This is a genomic window from Franconibacter pulveris (genome assembly GCF_056780215.1).
Genome location: NZ_CM165555.1, coordinates 1,214,215 through 1,227,995 on the forward strand (window position 1 = coordinate 1,214,215; position 13,781 = coordinate 1,227,995).

A 13,781-nucleotide genomic window follows, 5' to 3' on the forward strand; every position below is an offset into this window, starting at 1 on the left:
ACCCTTTCGCAGCCCGTAATGACACATTCAACGACTATGCAGCTCAACACCCCTTTTCGGAACCTTATTTCCGTTATTTTTTTCGCCTTCATCCTGGCGTTTGGCACGTTGCTGCCCGCCGCCTCTTTTGCGCAGACTACCAGCGAGACGCCCACGCGCGCGGAAGTCCAGTCGCAGCTGGACGCGCTCGGCAAGCAAAAAAGCCTTTCGCCGCAGGATAAGCTCGTTCAGCAGGATCTGACGCAAACGCTGGAAACGCTCGACAAAATCGAGCGCGTGAAGCAGGAGACCGTCCAGCTTCGCCAGCAGGTGGCCCAGGCGCCGGAAAAAATGCGTCAGGCGACGGACAACCTGAACGCGCTGAATAACCAGGACGGCGACGACGCCACGCGCCAGACGCTGAACGCGCTTTCGCTGCGCGGGCTGGAAACGCGAGTGACTTCCGTGCTGGACGATTTACAGGCCGCGCAGGCGGATCTCTCCACCTTCAACAGCCAGCTGGTTTCGCTGCAAACCCAGCCGGAGCGGGTACAGAACGCCATGTACGCCGCTTCCCAGCAGCTTCAGCAGCTTCGCAACCGTCTGAACGGCACCGCGCCGGGCGAAGAGACATTGCGTCCCTCGCAGCAAACGCTGCTGCTGGCCCAGCAGGCGCTGCTTAACGCGCAGATAGATCAGCAGCGTAAAAGTCTGGAGGGCAACACCACGCTTCAGGATTCGCTGCAAAAACAGCGCGACTACACGACCGCGCATATTAACCGCCTTGAGCACCAGCTTCAGCTGTTGCAGGAAGCGGTAAACAGTAAGCGTCTGACCATCACGGAGAAGACGGCTCAGGAAGCGGTCACCCCGGAAGACGCCAGCAGCATTCAGAACAACCCGTTGGTTAAGCAGGAGCTGGATGTTAACCATCAGCTGAGCCAGCGGCTTATTACCGCCACCCAGAGCGGCAACGAGCTGGTGCAGCAGAATATCCGGGTGAAAAACTGGCTCGACCGGGCGTTACAGTCGGAGCGCACGCTTAAAGAGCAGATCTCGGTGCTCAAGGGCAGCCTGCTGCTTTCGCGCATTCTTTACCAGCAACAGCAGACTCTGCCTTCGGCCGATGAGCTGGAAGATATGACCAACCGCATCGCGGATTTGCGTCTTGAACAGTTCGAGGTCAACCAGCAGCGCGACGCGCTGTTCCAGAACGATGCATTTGTCGCGAAGCTGGAAGAGGGACATACCGCTGAGGTGAATGACGACGTTCACGACGCGCTGTTGCAGGTCGTGGATATGCGCCGCGAACTGCTCGACCAGCTCAATAAGCAGCTTGGCAACCAGCTGATGATGGCCATCAATCTGCAAATCAACCAGCAGCAGTTGATGAGCGTCAGCACAAGCCTGCAGGAAATACTGACCCAGCAGATCTTCTGGGTAAACAGTAACCGCCCGATGGACTGGGAGTGGATTAAATCCTTCCCGAAAGGGCTGCATGACCAGATAAAAGGCATGAAGCTGACGTTCAACTGGGAAAAAGCCTGGCCGTCGATGGTAAAAGCGTTCCTCGCCGGGCTGCCGCTGCTGCTTATCGCCGGGCTTATCCGCTGGCGCTTCGGCTGGCTGCGTCAATACCTCGCGAAACTTGCAGGCGAAGTAGGGCAACTGCGTAACGACAGCCAGCTGCATACGCCAAAAGCCATTCTTATCAACCTCATCCGCGCTTTGCCGGTTTGCCTTATCATTCTCGCGGTAGGGCTGATTCTCTACATGATGCAGTTGAACATCAGCGACCTGCTGTGGGCCTTCAGCAAAGAGCTGGCGCTGTTCTGGCTGGTGTTCGGCCTCTGCTGGCGCGTGCTGGAGAAAGAGGGCATGGCGGTGAGCCACTTCGCGATGCCTTCCACGCTTACCAGCCACTGGCGTCGTCAGATTGTGCGCGTGAGCCTTGCGCTGCTGCCGCTGCTCTTCTGGTCGGTCGTGGCGGAGCTGTCGCCGCTGCATCTGATGGATGACGTGCTCGGCCAGTTCATGATCTTCCTCAACCTGCTGCTTATCGCCGCGCTGGTGTGGCCAATGTGCCGGGAAAGCTGGCGCGATAAAGAGTCGCATACTATGCGCCTGGTCACCGTAACCGTGCTCTCTATCGTGCCGGTGGCGCTGCTGGTGCTGACCGTTACGGGGTACTTCTACACCACGCTGCGTCTGGCCGGCCGCTGGATTGAGACCGTTTATCTGGTGATTATCTGGAACCTGCTCTATCAGACCGTGCTGCGCGGCCTGAGCGTGGCGGCGCGTCGCATCGCCTACCGCCGCGCCCTCGCGCGTCGGCAGAACATGGTGAAAGAGGGCGCCGAAGGGGCGGAGCCGGTAGAAGAGACGGCGCTGGCGCTGGATCAGGTTAACCAGCAGACGTTGCGTATTACCATGCTGGTGATGTTCGCGCTGTTCGGCCTGGTCTTCTGGGCTATCTGGTCTGATTTAATCACCGTGTTCGCCTATCTCGACAGCATCGTGCTGTGGCATTACAACGGCACCGAGGCCGGGGCGGCGGTCACGAAAAATGTCACCATGGGCAGCATCCTGTTCGCGCTGGTGGCCTTCACCGTCGCATGGGCGCTGATCCGCAACCTGCCGGGTCTGCTGGAAGTGCTGGTGCTCTCGCGCCTGAAAATGCGCCAGGGCGCCTCGTACGCCATCACCACTATTCTCAACTACGTGATTATCGCCGCAGGGGCCATGACGGTCTTCGGCTCGCTCGGCGTCTCGTGGGACAAGTTACAGTGGCTGGCGGCGGCGCTGTCGGTTGGTCTGGGCTTTGGTTTACAGGAGATTTTCGGTAACTTCGTTTCCGGTCTGATAATCCTGTTTGAACGCCCGGTGCGCATTGGCGATACGGTGACCATCGGCACTTTCTCGGGAACGGTCAGCAAAATCCGCATCCGCGCCACGACCATTACCGACTTTGACCGTAAAGAGGTCATTATCCCTAACAAAGCGTTTGTGACCGAGCGCCTGATTAACTGGTCGCTGACCGATACGATCACGCGCGTGGTGATCCGCCTGGGCGTAGCGTATGGATCGGATCTGGATAAAGTGAAGGCCATTTTGCTGCAGGCGGCGATGGAGCACCCGAAAGTCATGCACGACCCGGAACCGGCGGTTTTCTTCACCACCTTTGGGCCAAGCACGCTGGATCACGAATTGCGCCTTTACGTGCGTGAACTGCGCGATCGCAGCTACACGGTGGATGAACTTAACCGCACCATTGACCGGCTGTGTCGTGAAAACGGCATTAACATCGCTTTTAACCAGCTTGAGGTTCACCTGCACAATAAAAAAGGCGAACAGCATACCGAAGTGAAACGCGATTTGGGTAAAGAGGCAGGCGAAGACAAGCGCCTTGCCGGTTAAGCACCACAAGGGCGGCGCAGGCCGCCCTTGTGAGTTAATCGCTCTCGCGAGCTTCCTGCGCTTTACGTAAATAGTCCTGACGCACAATATCCAGCGCCGCCAGCACGGTTTGCGGCGGGATCTGGTGGTTTTCCAGCAGCATGATTAAGTCGACGGCGAGCTTTACCTCGTCCGGGGCGTGATCGAGCGACATCGCACTCTCCTTATAGAATCATTCTTTAAAGCATTAGCGCGTCATACGCGAAAGCGCCTGCTCAATTTTCATTAGCGCGGCGCGGCAGCGTGCAAGACGGCCGTCCAGCGCCTCCAGCTCGCGCTGCAAACGCTGTTGTCCGCTGAGCGTCGTTTCTGTTGCCAGTAGCCGCTCGCGCTCGTTTTTCATCGCCAGCAGCCTGCGCTCATAGTCCTGATGCTGCAACAGTCGTGCATTCATTCTGCCAGCCGCGAGATGGGCGCTGTCATAGCGGCGAAGCGGCCAGGTGGCGGCTTCGCGCTGTAAAGCGGCTATCTGTCCGGCAAGATGCGGCGCAAGCCAGGCAACCTGCTCGGTTTTATTTTGCGCGACAAAGGCTTCCAGCTGAGTAAGATGCGCCTTAATCTCAGCCAGATAATCGCCGATCCGGGTGCCGCGGGCGCGGAAGAGCTGGCGGTCAAAGCGGGGGCTGAGCGTCTGGTGAGGCGCAAGCGGCGCGAGAAGGGCGGCGAGGTCCGCCACATGTGCCTGTAACGATTGCAATAATAGGGCCGTTTTCATTCTCATCTCCGCAAAGCCCTGGGCGAGCTGTGCTACAGTAACGCTCTTCTTGATGTGGGAAGACTTATGCAAAGGACCATTTTACTCATCATCGGCTGGCTGGCGGTAGCCCTGGCCACTCTCGGCGTGGTGCTGCCTTTGCTGCCCACTACGCCCTTTTTGCTGCTGGCCGCCTGGTGCTTCGCCCGCTCGTCCCCACGTTTTCATGACTGGCTGCTCTATCGCTCGTGGTTTGGCGGCTATCTGCGCTTCTGGCAGCAGCATCGCGCCATGCCGCCCGGCGCGAAGCCGCGCGCTGTCGCCTTTATCCTCATTACCTTTGCCATTTCGCTCTGGGTAGTGAATATTCTTTGGGTGCGCATGTTGTTGCTGGTCATCCTCTGCGGACTGCTGATTTTCATGTGGCGCATTCCGGTTGTTGATGAAAAGCAACAAAAGCCCTGAAGGGCAGTTGCAGTTGTTGCAATTGCGGCGCGCAGCCAGTAAATTCGAGCGTTTTCGAGTACAGGCGCGATTGGTTAAAGGCTGAACAACTTCACTTTTTTCCTTCTTTCGCCCTGTGAGTAATACCGTTTTTATCAGGCAACTATCCATGACCGCGACTGCGCAGCAGCTTGAATACCTTAAGAACAGCATCAAAAGCATTCAGGATTACCCAAAACCGGGCATCCTGTTTCGTGACGTAACCAGCCTGCTGGAAGACCCGAAAGCCTACGCCCTGAGCATTGAATTGCTGGTGGAGCGTTATAAAAACGCCGGCATCACCAAAGTGGTGGGCACCGAAGCGCGCGGTTTTCTCTTTGGCGCGCCTGTCGCGCTGGCCCTCGGCGTAGGTTTCGTTCCGGTGCGCAAGCCGCGTAAACTGCCGCGTGAAACCATCGCTGAGAGCTACGAACTGGAGTACGGCACCGATCAGCTGGAAATTCACGTCGACGCCATTAAGCCGGGCGATAAAGTGCTGGTGGTCGATGACCTGCTGGCGACCGGCGGCACCATCGAAGCGACCGTGAAGCTCATCCGCCGCCTGGGCGGCGACGTGTCCGACGCAGCCTTTATTATCAACCTGTTTGATATCGGCGGCGAAGCGCGTCTGAACAAGCAGGGCATCACCTGTTACAGCCTCGTGCCGTTCCCTGGCCACTGACTGGCGACGCGTTATTGAGGCAGGATAAGGCCTGCGCCTGGAAAACGGCGGCGCATTGCGTCATCCTGCTTCATTAAAGCAAAAGCATAAAACAGGACGTGTATATCAGCCTCGCCCATCGGGTGGGGCTATGTTAGCATTACCCCTTCAGAATTCACCTTTCAGCGTTTCAGAGCCTGCCCATGAGTTATCAGGTCTTAGCCCGTAAATGGCGCCCCCAAACCTTTGCTGACGTCGTCGGCCAGGAGCACGTGTTGACGGCTCTGGCGAACGGGTTGTCGCTGGGCCGCATTCACCACGCTTACCTGTTTTCCGGCACGCGCGGCGTAGGGAAAACTTCCATTGCCCGCCTGCTGGCGAAGGGGCTGAACTGTGAAACCGGCATCACCGCCACGCCCTGCGGCGTGTGCGAAAACTGCCGCGAAATCGAACAGGGCCGCTTTGTCGACTTAATTGAAATCGACGCCGCCTCGCGCACCAAAGTGGAAGATACCCGCGACCTGCTGGATAACGTGCAGTACGCGCCAGCCCGCGGGCGGTTTAAAGTCTATCTTATTGACGAAGTGCATATGCTCTCGCGTCACAGCTTCAACGCGCTGTTGAAAACGCTGGAAGAGCCGCCTTCGCACGTTAAATTCCTGCTCGCCACCACCGACCCGCAAAAGTTGCCGGTGACGATTCTTTCACGCTGCCTGCAATTCCATCTGCGGGCGCTGGATGTGGAGCAGATCCGCAATCAGCTCGACAGGATCCTCACCCAGGAGCAGGTAGCTCACGAGCCGCGCGCCCTGCAACTGCTGGCGCGCGCCGCCGACGGCAGCCTGCGCGACGCGCTGAGCCTGACCGACCAGGCCATCGCCAGCGGCGACGGCGAAGTCTCTACCCAGGCGGTGAGCGCGATGCTCGGCACGCTGGACGACGACCAGGCGCTGTCGCTGATTGAGGCGCTGGTGGCGGCGAATGGCGATCGCGTAATGGCATTGCTTAACGACGCCGCCGCGCGCGGTGTGGAGTGGGAATCGCTGCTGGTGGAGATGCTCGGTCTGCTGCACCGGGTGGCGATGGCGCAGCTGTCGCCCTCGGCGCTCGGCAATGATGTCGCGGCCCTTGAGCAGCGCTTGCGCGAACTCGCCCGCACTGTGCCGCCTGCCGATGTGCAGCTTTATTACCAGACCCTGCTGATTGGCCGCAAAGAGCTGCCCTGGGCGCCGGACAGGCGCATGGGCGTAGAGATGACCATGCTGCGGGCGCTGGCGTTCCACCCACGCGCGCCGTTGGCGGAACCGCAGGCGGAGGCAGCGCCGCGGCAAATGGTTGACTTGCCGATAGTCAACGCCACGCCGGAACCTAAGCCTGCGCCGCCGCCGCGAGAGGCGGCGACCCCGCTGCCGGACACCACAAGCCAGGTGCTTCAGGCGCGCAGCCAGCTACAGCGCGCGCAGGGAGCGACCAAACTAAAAAAGAGTGAACCGGCAGCGCCAGGCGACGCGCGGCCGGTAAAAACTTCCGCGCTGGAACGTCTGGCGGCCGTGACCGAGCGCGCTCAGGCGCGCCCGGCGGCTGAAGAGGCAAAACCGGCGAAGAAAGAGGCGTACCGCTGGAAGGCGCAAAACCCCACAGAGAAAATTGTGGAGCCGGTCGCGACGCCGAAAGCCCTTAAGCAAGCGCTGGAACATGAGAAAACACCAGAGCTTGCCGCGAAGCTTGCCGAAGAGGCGATTGAGCGCGACGCCTGGGCGGCTGAAGTAAGCCGCCTGCAGGTGCCGAAGCTGGTTGAGCAGGTGGCGCTCAACGCCTGGAAAGAGCAGGACGGCGCAACTATCACGCTGCATCTGCGCCCGAGCCAGCGTCACCTGAACTCCGCTTCGGCGCAGAAAACGCTGGCCGAGGCGCTGGGCGTGTTATACGGTGCGCCGGTTGAACTGACTATTATTGAAGATGATAATCTCGCGCAGCGCACGCCGCTGGAGTGGCGGCAGGCTATCTATGAAGAGAAGCTGGCGCAGGCGCGTGAATCGATAATCGCGGATGCCAATATCCAGACGCTGCGGCGCTTTTTCGACGCGGATCTGGACGAAGAGAGCATTCGTCCCCTTTGACGGGCGGCGCTGTCGCCTGTTGTAACCCCTGGCCTCGCGTATCGGTCACCGATAGCGACCTGAAGCAAAGAGAGAAGCTTATGTTTGGTGGTAAAGGCGGTCTGGGCAACCTGATGAAACAGGCCCAGCAGATGCAGGAAAAAATGCAGAAAATGCAGGAAGAGATCGCGCAGCTGGAAGTCACTGGCGAATCTGGCGCGGGTCTGGTGAAGGTCACCATCAACGGCGCGCACAACTGCCGTCGCGTGGAGATCGACCCGAGCCTGCTCGAAGATGACAAAGAGATGCTCGAAGATCTGGTTGCTGCCGCTTTCAATGACGCCGCGCGCCGCATTGAAGAGACGCAGAAAGAGAAAATGGCTTCCGTTTCCTCCGGCATGCAGCTGCCGCCGGGCTTCAAGATGCCGTTCTGATGCAAACCAGTCCTCTGCTGACACAGCTGATGGAAGCGCTGCGCTGCCTGCCGGGCGTGGGCCCGAAATCGGCGCAGCGTATGGCGTTCGCGCTCCTGCAGCGCGACCGCAGCGGCGGCATGCGCCTTGCGCAGGCGCTGACCCGCGCGATGTCGGAAATCGGCCACTGCGCCGACTGCCGCACCTTCACCGAGCAGGAGGTCTGCAACATCTGCTCGAACCCGCGTCGTCAGGAAAACGGCCAGATTTGCGTGGTGGAGAGTCCGGCGGATATTCACGCCATCGAGCAGACCGGGCAGTTCTCCGGCCGCTACTTTGTGCTGATGGGCCATCTTTCGCCGCTCGACGGCATCGGCCCGGAGGATATCGGTCTTGATCGCCTTGAGCAGCGTCTGGAACACGAGCCGCTCAAAGAGGTGATCCTCGCCACCAACCCCACGGTGGAAGGGGAGGCGACCGCCAACTACATCGCCGAGCTTTGCGCTCAGTACGGCGTGGAAGCCAGCCGTATCGCCCATGGCGTGCCGGTTGGCGGCGAGCTGGAAATGGTCGACGGCACCACGCTTTCGCACTCGCTGGCGGGCCGTCACAAGATTCATTTTTAAACAAACGGGGGAGCGTTGCGTTCCCCCGCTTGAAATCTCCGTTACGCATCCCCATCTCTGCCTCACCATTCGTTGACATGTTGTCTGTATTGTTGAGGTATGACACCCATGAAAGGACAAGAGACCCGTGGCTTTCAGTCAGAGGTAAAGCAGCTTCTGCACCTGATGATCCATTCTCTCTATTCAAACAAAGAGATTTTCCTGCGTGAGCTCATCTCCAACGCCTCGGACGCCGCCGACAAGCTGCGCTTCCGCGCGTTGTCGAACCCGGATCTGTACGAGGGCGACGGTGAACTGCGCGTGCGCGTCTCTTTCGATAAGGACCAGCGCACCCTGACTATCGCCGACAACGGCATCGGCATGACCCGCGACGAGGTGATTGATCACCTGGGCACCATCGCCAAGTCCGGCACCAAAGCGTTCCTGGAGTCGATGGGCTCCGACCAGGCGAAAGACAGCCAGCTTATCGGGCAGTTCGGCGTGGGGTTCTACTCCGCCTTTATCGTGGCGGATAAAGTCACCGTGCGCACCCGCGCAGCGGGCGCAAGCGCCGATGAAGCGGTGTTCTGGGAATCCCAGGGCGAAGGCGAATACACCGTCGCCGACATCAACAAAGCCGACCGCGGCACCGAAATTACGCTGCACCTGCGCGAAGGGGAAGATGAGTTCCTCAACGACTGGCGCGTGCGCTCGATTATCAGCAAATACTCCGACCATATTGCGCTGCCGGTAGAGATTGAAACCCGCGAGGAGAAGGATGGCGAAACCACCCTTTCCTGGGAGAAGATCAACAAGGCGCAGGCGCTGTGGACCCGCAGCAAAGGCGAAATCAAGGACGAAGAGTACAACGAGTTTTACAAGCACATCGCCCACGATTTCACCGACCCGCTGACCTGGAGCCACAACCGTGTGGAAGGCAAGCAGGAGTACACCAGCCTGCTTTATATCCCGGCTCAGGCGCCATGGGATATGTGGAACCGCGACCATAAACACGGCCTGAAGCTCTACGTGCAGCGCGTCTTTATCATGGACGACGCCGAGCAGTTCATGCCGAACTACCTGCGCTTCGTGCGCGGCCTGATTGACTCGAACGATCTGCCGCTGAACGTCTCCCGCGAAATTCTCCAGGACAGCAGCGTTACCCGCAACCTGCGCACCGCGCTTACCAAACGCGTATTGCAGATGCTGGAAAAACTGGCGAAGGATGACGCTGAAAAATACCAGACCTTCTGGAAACAGTTCGGCCTGGTGCTGAAAGAGGGCCCGGCGGAAGATAACGCTAACCAGCAGGCCATTGCGAAACTGCTGCGCTTTGCGTCCACCCACACCGATTCCGCTGCGCAGACCGTGTCGCTGGAAGAGTATGTCTCCCGCATGAAAGAAGGGCAGGAGAAGATTTACTATATCACCGCTGACAGCTACGCGGCGGCGAAGAGCAGCCCGCATCTGGAATTGCTGCGTAAGAAAGGCATCGAGGTGCTGCTGCTTTCCGACCGCATCGACGAGTGGATGATGAGCTATCTCACTGAGTTTGATGGCAAAGCGTTCCAGTCTGTCGCTAAGGCGGATGAGTCGCTGGATAAGCTGGCGGACGAAGTGGACGAGAAAGCCAAAGAGGCGGAAAAAGCGCTGGAGCCGTTTGTTGAGCGCGTGAAAACGCTGCTGGGCGACCGCGTGAAAGAGGTGCGTCTGACCCATCGTCTGACCGATACGCCGGCCATCGTCACCACGGAAAACGACGAGATGAGCACGCAGATGGCGAAGCTCTTCGCGGCGGCGGGCCAGGCGGTGCCGGAAGTGAAATACCTCTTTGAACTGAACCCGGATCACCCGCTGGTGAAACGCACCGCCGACACCCAGGATGAAGCGCAGTTTAAAGAGTGGGTAGAGCTGCTGCTCGACCAGGCGCTGTTTGCCGAGCGCGGCACGCTGGAAGATCCCAACCAGTTTATCCGCCGCATGAACCAGCTGCTGGTTTCCTGATAGCGCCTGTGGCGGGTGGTGCTGTGCTTACCCGCCCTGCGGCCGTTCATTATTGATAACCGCTAAAGCGGGCAGGCGTCAGCCTTGCCCGCTTTTTTATCGCTTGATCGCAAAGCCGCATTTTTTCTCATCCGCACGGGCGATGAAACCATTCACCACGCCCGCCTTCCTTGTCGTGATACGGCCTTTAATGGTATGGTTTTCGCTTCAAATAACGTTGTAAAAATCCAAACGTATGGAGAATTACGCAATGCGTATTATTCTGCTCGGCGCTCCGGGCGCAGGTAAGGGGACTCAGGCACAATTCATCATGGAGAAATACGGCATTCCGCAAATCTCCACCGGTGACATGCTGCGCGCCGCGGTAAAATCCGGCTCTGAGCTCGGCAAACAGGCAAAAGACATTATGGACGCCGGCAAGCTCGTCACTGACGAACTGGTTATCGCCCTGGTAAAAGAGCGCATTGCTCAGGATGACTGCCGCAACGGTTTCCTGCTGGACGGCTTCCCGCGCACCATTCCGCAGGCGGACGCCATGAAAGACGCGGGCATCAACGTTGATTATGTGCTGGAGTTTGACGTGCCGGACGAGCTGATTGTCGAGCGCATCATCGGTCGTCGCGTACACGCCGCTTCCGGGCGCGTTTACCACATCAAATTCAATCCGCCGAAAGTGGAAGGCAAAGACGACGTGACCGGCGAAGAGCTGAGCACCCGTAAAGACGACCAGGAAGATACCGTGCGCAAGCGTCTGGTGGAATACCATGCGATGACCGCGCCGCTTATCGGCTACTACCAGAAAGAAGCGCAGGCGGGTCACACCAAATACGCGAAAGTTGACGGCACCAAAGCGGTCAGCGAAGTGCGCGCCGAGCTGGAAAAGATCCTCGGCTAATCGCGCTCCCTCACCCGGCGTCCTGTCGGGTGAGAAAATTTCTCATTTCCCCTCTTGCTGCAATTGGTTCATCTTAAGCGCTTATCAGCTACAATTATCAGCCAGTTAGAATGATTAAGGTGTGGTAATGAGTCTGGAAAAAACAGGCGTACTGCTGGCGAACCTGGGGACCCCTGATGCTCCCACGCCCGCCGCCGTGAAACGCTATCTGCGACAGTTTCTGAGCGACAAACGCGTGGTGGATACGCCGCGTTTACTCTGGTGGCCGCTGTTGCGTGGGGTTATCCTGCCGCTGCGCTCGCCGCGCGTGGCGAAACTCTACAATTCCATCTGGATGGAAGGGGGCTCGCCGCTGATGGTTTATAGCCGCCGTCAGGAGCAGGCGCTGGCCGAAGCCCTGCCGGACGTGCCGGTGGTCCTTGGCATGAGCTACGGCCAGCCGTCGCTGGAAAGCGCGGTGAAAAAGCTGCTCGATCAGAACGTCGATCGCATTGTGGTGCTGGCGCTCTATCCGCAATATTCCTGCTCGACGGTGGCGGCGGTATGGGATGAGCTTTCGCGCATTTTCGCCCGCTACCGCAAGCTGCCTTCGCTGAATTTTATTCGCGATTACGCCGACAACAGCGCGTATATCAATGCGCTGGCGGAAACGGCGCGTCGTTCCTTCGCCATTCACGGCGAGCCGGACCTGCTGCTCCTCTCCTATCACGGCATTCCGCAACGCTACGCCAATGAAGGGGATGACTACCCGCAGCGCTGCCGCGACACGACCCGCGAGCTGGTTTCCGCGCTGGGTCTGCCGCCGGAAAAAGTGATGATGACCTTCCAGTCGCGCTTTGGCCGCGAACCCTGGCTTACGCCGTACACCGACGAAACGCTGAAAATGCTCGGCGAGAAAGGGGTGAAGCATATTCAGGTGATGTGTCCGGGCTTTGCGGCGGATTGTCTGGAGACGCTTGAAGAGATAGCCGTGCAAAACAAAGAGATCTTTATGCACGCCGGCGGCGAGAAGTATGAATATATTCCGGCGCTCAATGACGAGCCTTCTCATATCGCCATGATGGCGGAGTTAATCGGGCGCTATCGCTGATCGCGCCTGGGCGGGGGAGTGTGCTACCATTCCCCGCCTCATTAGCTATCACTATCCCGAACCATGAAATTTCCCGGTAAACGCAAGTCCAAACACTACTTCCCCGTTAACGCTCGCGACCCGCTGCTGCAGCAAATCCAGCCTGAAAGCGAAACCAGCGCCTCCTGGGTGGTGGGTATCGATCAGACGCTGGTAGATATTGAAGCCCGCGTCGACGACGATTTCGTCCATCGCTACGGCCTGAGCCTTGGCCACTCGCTGGTTATCGACGACGAGGTAGCGGAAGCCCTGTATCAGGAACTGGTTCGGGAAAACCTTATCACCCATCAGTTTGCCGGCGGCACTATCGGCAACACCATGCACAACTACTCGGTGCTGGCGGACGACCGCTCGGTGCTGCTGGGCGTGATGTGCAATAACGTGCAGATTGGCAGCTACGCCTACCGTTACCTCTGCAACACTTCCAGCCGTACCGACCTGAACTACCTGCAAGGGGTGGACGGCGCGATTGGCCGCTGCTTTACGCTGATTAGCGAAAACGGCGAGCGCACCTTCGCCATCAGCCCCGGCCACATGAACCTGCTGCGTCCTGAAAGCATTCCGGAAGCGGTTATTGCCGGCGCTTCCGCGCTGGTGCTCACCTCTTATCTGGTGCGCTGCAAGCCCGGCGAGCCGATGCCGGACGCCACGATGCAGGCTATCGCTTACGCCAAAAAGCATAACGTGCCGGTGGTGTTAACCCTTGGCACCAAATATGTGATTGCCGATAACCCGCAGTGGTGGCGTGATTTCCTCAAGGAACATGTTTCCATTCTGGCGATGAATGAAGAGGAAGCGGAAGCGTTAACCGGGGAAAGCGATCCGCTGCTCGCCTCCGATAAGGCGCTGGACTGGGTGGACCTGGTGCTGTGCACCGCCGGGCCGGTAGGGCTTTACATGGCGGGCTTCACCGAAAACGAAGCGAAACGCAAAACCCAGCACCCGCTGCTGCCGGGCGCCATTGCCGAATTTAACCAGTATGAATTCAGCCGCGCCATGCGCTTTAAAGATTGTCAGCAACCGCTGCGCATTTTCTCCCACATCGCCCCATACATGGGTGGGCCGGAGAAAATCATGAACACAAACGGCGCGGGCGACGGCGCGCTGGCGGCGCTGCTGCACGACATTACCGCCAATAACTACCACCGCGCTAACGTGCCGAACTCCAGCAAGCATCAGTTTACCTGGCTTACCTATTCATCGCTGGCGCAAGTGTGCAAATACGCGAACCGCGTGAGTTATCAGGTGCTGAACCAGCACTCGCCGCGACTGACCCGCGGTCTGCCGGAGCGCGAAGACAGCCTCGAAGAGGCGTACTGGGAGCGGTAATCGTTTAGCGCCTCCCCGCTGAGGGGAGGCGCTA

The 13,781-nt window shown here is 58.9% G+C and carries 12 protein-coding genes and 1 other annotated feature; of the genes, 10 read left to right on the top strand and 2 right to left on the bottom strand.

The annotated features are described in order from the left end of the window. Positions 1-36 precede the first annotated feature (36 nt). The gene (gene mscK / locus ACU4F7_RS05760; protein ID WP_481638698.1) at positions 37-3,396 is read left to right on the top strand and encodes a mechanosensitive channel MscK; all 3,360 of its coding nucleotides are present in this window, start codon (positions 37-39) and stop codon (positions 3,394-3,396) included. A 34-nt stretch (positions 3,397-3,430) separates the two neighbouring features. Here mscK and rsmS read toward each other — a convergent pair whose 3' ends face one another. Both rsmS and priC read right to left on the bottom strand, forming a co-directional pair. Then, the gene (gene rsmS / locus ACU4F7_RS05765; RefSeq protein ID WP_071788473.1) at positions 3,431-3,589 is read right to left on the bottom strand and encodes a pleiotropic regulatory protein RsmS; all 159 of its coding nucleotides are present in this window, start codon (positions 3,587-3,589) and stop codon (positions 3,431-3,433) included. 33 nt (positions 3,590-3,622) lie between these two features. Continuing rightward, on the bottom strand, positions 3,623-4,150 hold the full coding sequence (gene priC / locus ACU4F7_RS05770) for a primosomal replication protein PriC (protein WP_481638228.1): 528 nt from the start codon (positions 4,148-4,150) through the stop codon (positions 3,623-3,625). 66 nt (positions 4,151-4,216) lie between these two features. Between priC and ACU4F7_RS05775 the strand changes: the two genes are divergently transcribed. The 9 genes from ACU4F7_RS05775 to ACU4F7_RS05815 all read left to right on the top strand — a co-directional run bounded on the left by ACU4F7_RS05775 (position 4,217) and on the right by ACU4F7_RS05815 (position 13,747). Next, positions 4,217-4,594, top strand: coding sequence for a DUF454 family protein (locus ACU4F7_RS05775; protein ID WP_024557387.1), 378 nt, complete (start codon positions 4,217-4,219; stop codon positions 4,592-4,594). 148 nt (positions 4,595-4,742) lie between these two features. Further along, positions 4,743-5,294, top strand: coding sequence for an adenine phosphoribosyltransferase (gene apt / locus ACU4F7_RS05780; RefSeq protein ID WP_024557386.1), 552 nt, complete (start codon positions 4,743-4,745; stop codon positions 5,292-5,294). A 182-nt stretch (positions 5,295-5,476) separates the two neighbouring features. Continuing rightward, complete coding sequence (gene dnaX / locus ACU4F7_RS05785) at positions 5,477-7,393, top strand: DNA polymerase III subunit gamma/tau (RefSeq protein ID WP_029592119.1); 1,917 nt, start codon at positions 5,477-5,479, stop codon at positions 7,391-7,393. Continuing rightward, positions 6,732-6,796: a sequence feature (DnaX frameshifting element), on the top strand. Its footprint overlaps the gene before it by 65 nt. Before the next feature lie 80 nt (positions 7,394-7,473). Continuing rightward, complete coding sequence (locus ACU4F7_RS05790; RefSeq protein ID WP_004386900.1) at positions 7,474-7,806, top strand: YbaB/EbfC family nucleoid-associated protein; 333 nt, start codon at positions 7,474-7,476, stop codon at positions 7,804-7,806. Then, positions 7,806-8,411, top strand: coding sequence for a recombination mediator RecR (gene recR, locus ACU4F7_RS05795; RefSeq protein WP_024557384.1), 606 nt, complete (start codon positions 7,806-7,808; stop codon positions 8,409-8,411). Before ACU4F7_RS05790 ends, recR begins: the two co-directional genes overlap by 1 nt. A gap of 108 nt (positions 8,412-8,519) precedes the next feature. After that, on the top strand, positions 8,520-10,394 hold the full coding sequence (gene htpG, locus ACU4F7_RS05800; RefSeq protein WP_481638229.1) for a molecular chaperone HtpG: 1,875 nt from the start codon (positions 8,520-8,522) through the stop codon (positions 10,392-10,394). A gap of 250 nt (positions 10,395-10,644) precedes the next feature. Continuing rightward, positions 10,645-11,289 carry an adenylate kinase gene (gene adk, locus ACU4F7_RS05805; protein WP_024557382.1) on the top strand — a complete coding sequence of 215 codons (645 nt, stop codon included), beginning with the start codon at positions 10,645-10,647 and terminating at the stop codon, positions 11,287-11,289. Between the two features lie 127 nt (positions 11,290-11,416). Further along, complete coding sequence (hemH, locus tag ACU4F7_RS05810; RefSeq protein ID WP_029592121.1) at positions 11,417-12,379, top strand: ferrochelatase; 963 nt, start codon at positions 11,417-11,419, stop codon at positions 12,377-12,379. A gap of 63 nt (positions 12,380-12,442) precedes the next feature. After that, complete coding sequence (locus ACU4F7_RS05815; RefSeq protein WP_029592122.1) at positions 12,443-13,747, top strand: inosine/guanosine kinase; 1,305 nt, start codon at positions 12,443-12,445, stop codon at positions 13,745-13,747. The last annotated feature ends 34 nt before the right edge of the window (positions 13,748-13,781 follow it).

Excerpts from the sequence above, each read along its gene's own strand:
- ACU4F7_RS05775 (WP_024557387.1), top strand. The coding sequence starts at position 4,217 with ATGCAAAGGACCATTTTACTCATCATCGGCTGGCTGGCGGTAGCCCTG.
- htpG (WP_481638229.1), top strand. The coding sequence starts at position 8,520 with ATGAAAGGACAAGAGACCCGTGGCTTTCAGTCAGAGGTAAAGCAGCTT.
- recR (WP_024557384.1), top strand. The coding sequence starts at position 7,806 with ATGCAAACCAGTCCTCTGCTGACACAGCTGATGGAAGCGCTGCGCTGC.
- ACU4F7_RS05790 (WP_004386900.1), top strand. The coding sequence starts at position 7,474 with ATGTTTGGTGGTAAAGGCGGTCTGGGCAACCTGATGAAACAGGCCCAG.
- hemH (WP_029592121.1), top strand. The coding sequence starts at position 11,417 with ATGAGTCTGGAAAAAACAGGCGTACTGCTGGCGAACCTGGGGACCCCT.
- priC (WP_481638228.1), bottom strand. The coding sequence starts at position 4,150 with ATGAAAACGGCCCTATTATTGCAATCGTTACAGGCACATGTGGCGGAC.
- dnaX (WP_029592119.1), top strand. The coding sequence starts at position 5,477 with ATGAGTTATCAGGTCTTAGCCCGTAAATGGCGCCCCCAAACCTTTGCT.
- ACU4F7_RS05815 (WP_029592122.1), top strand. The coding sequence starts at position 12,443 with ATGAAATTTCCCGGTAAACGCAAGTCCAAACACTACTTCCCCGTTAAC.
- mscK (WP_481638698.1), top strand. The coding sequence starts at position 37 with ATGCAGCTCAACACCCCTTTTCGGAACCTTATTTCCGTTATTTTTTTC.
- apt (WP_024557386.1), top strand. The coding sequence starts at position 4,743 with ATGACCGCGACTGCGCAGCAGCTTGAATACCTTAAGAACAGCATCAAA.
- rsmS (WP_071788473.1), bottom strand. The coding sequence starts at position 3,589 with ATGTCGCTCGATCACGCCCCGGACGAGGTAAAGCTCGCCGTCGACTTA.
- adk (WP_024557382.1), top strand. The coding sequence starts at position 10,645 with ATGCGTATTATTCTGCTCGGCGCTCCGGGCGCAGGTAAGGGGACTCAG.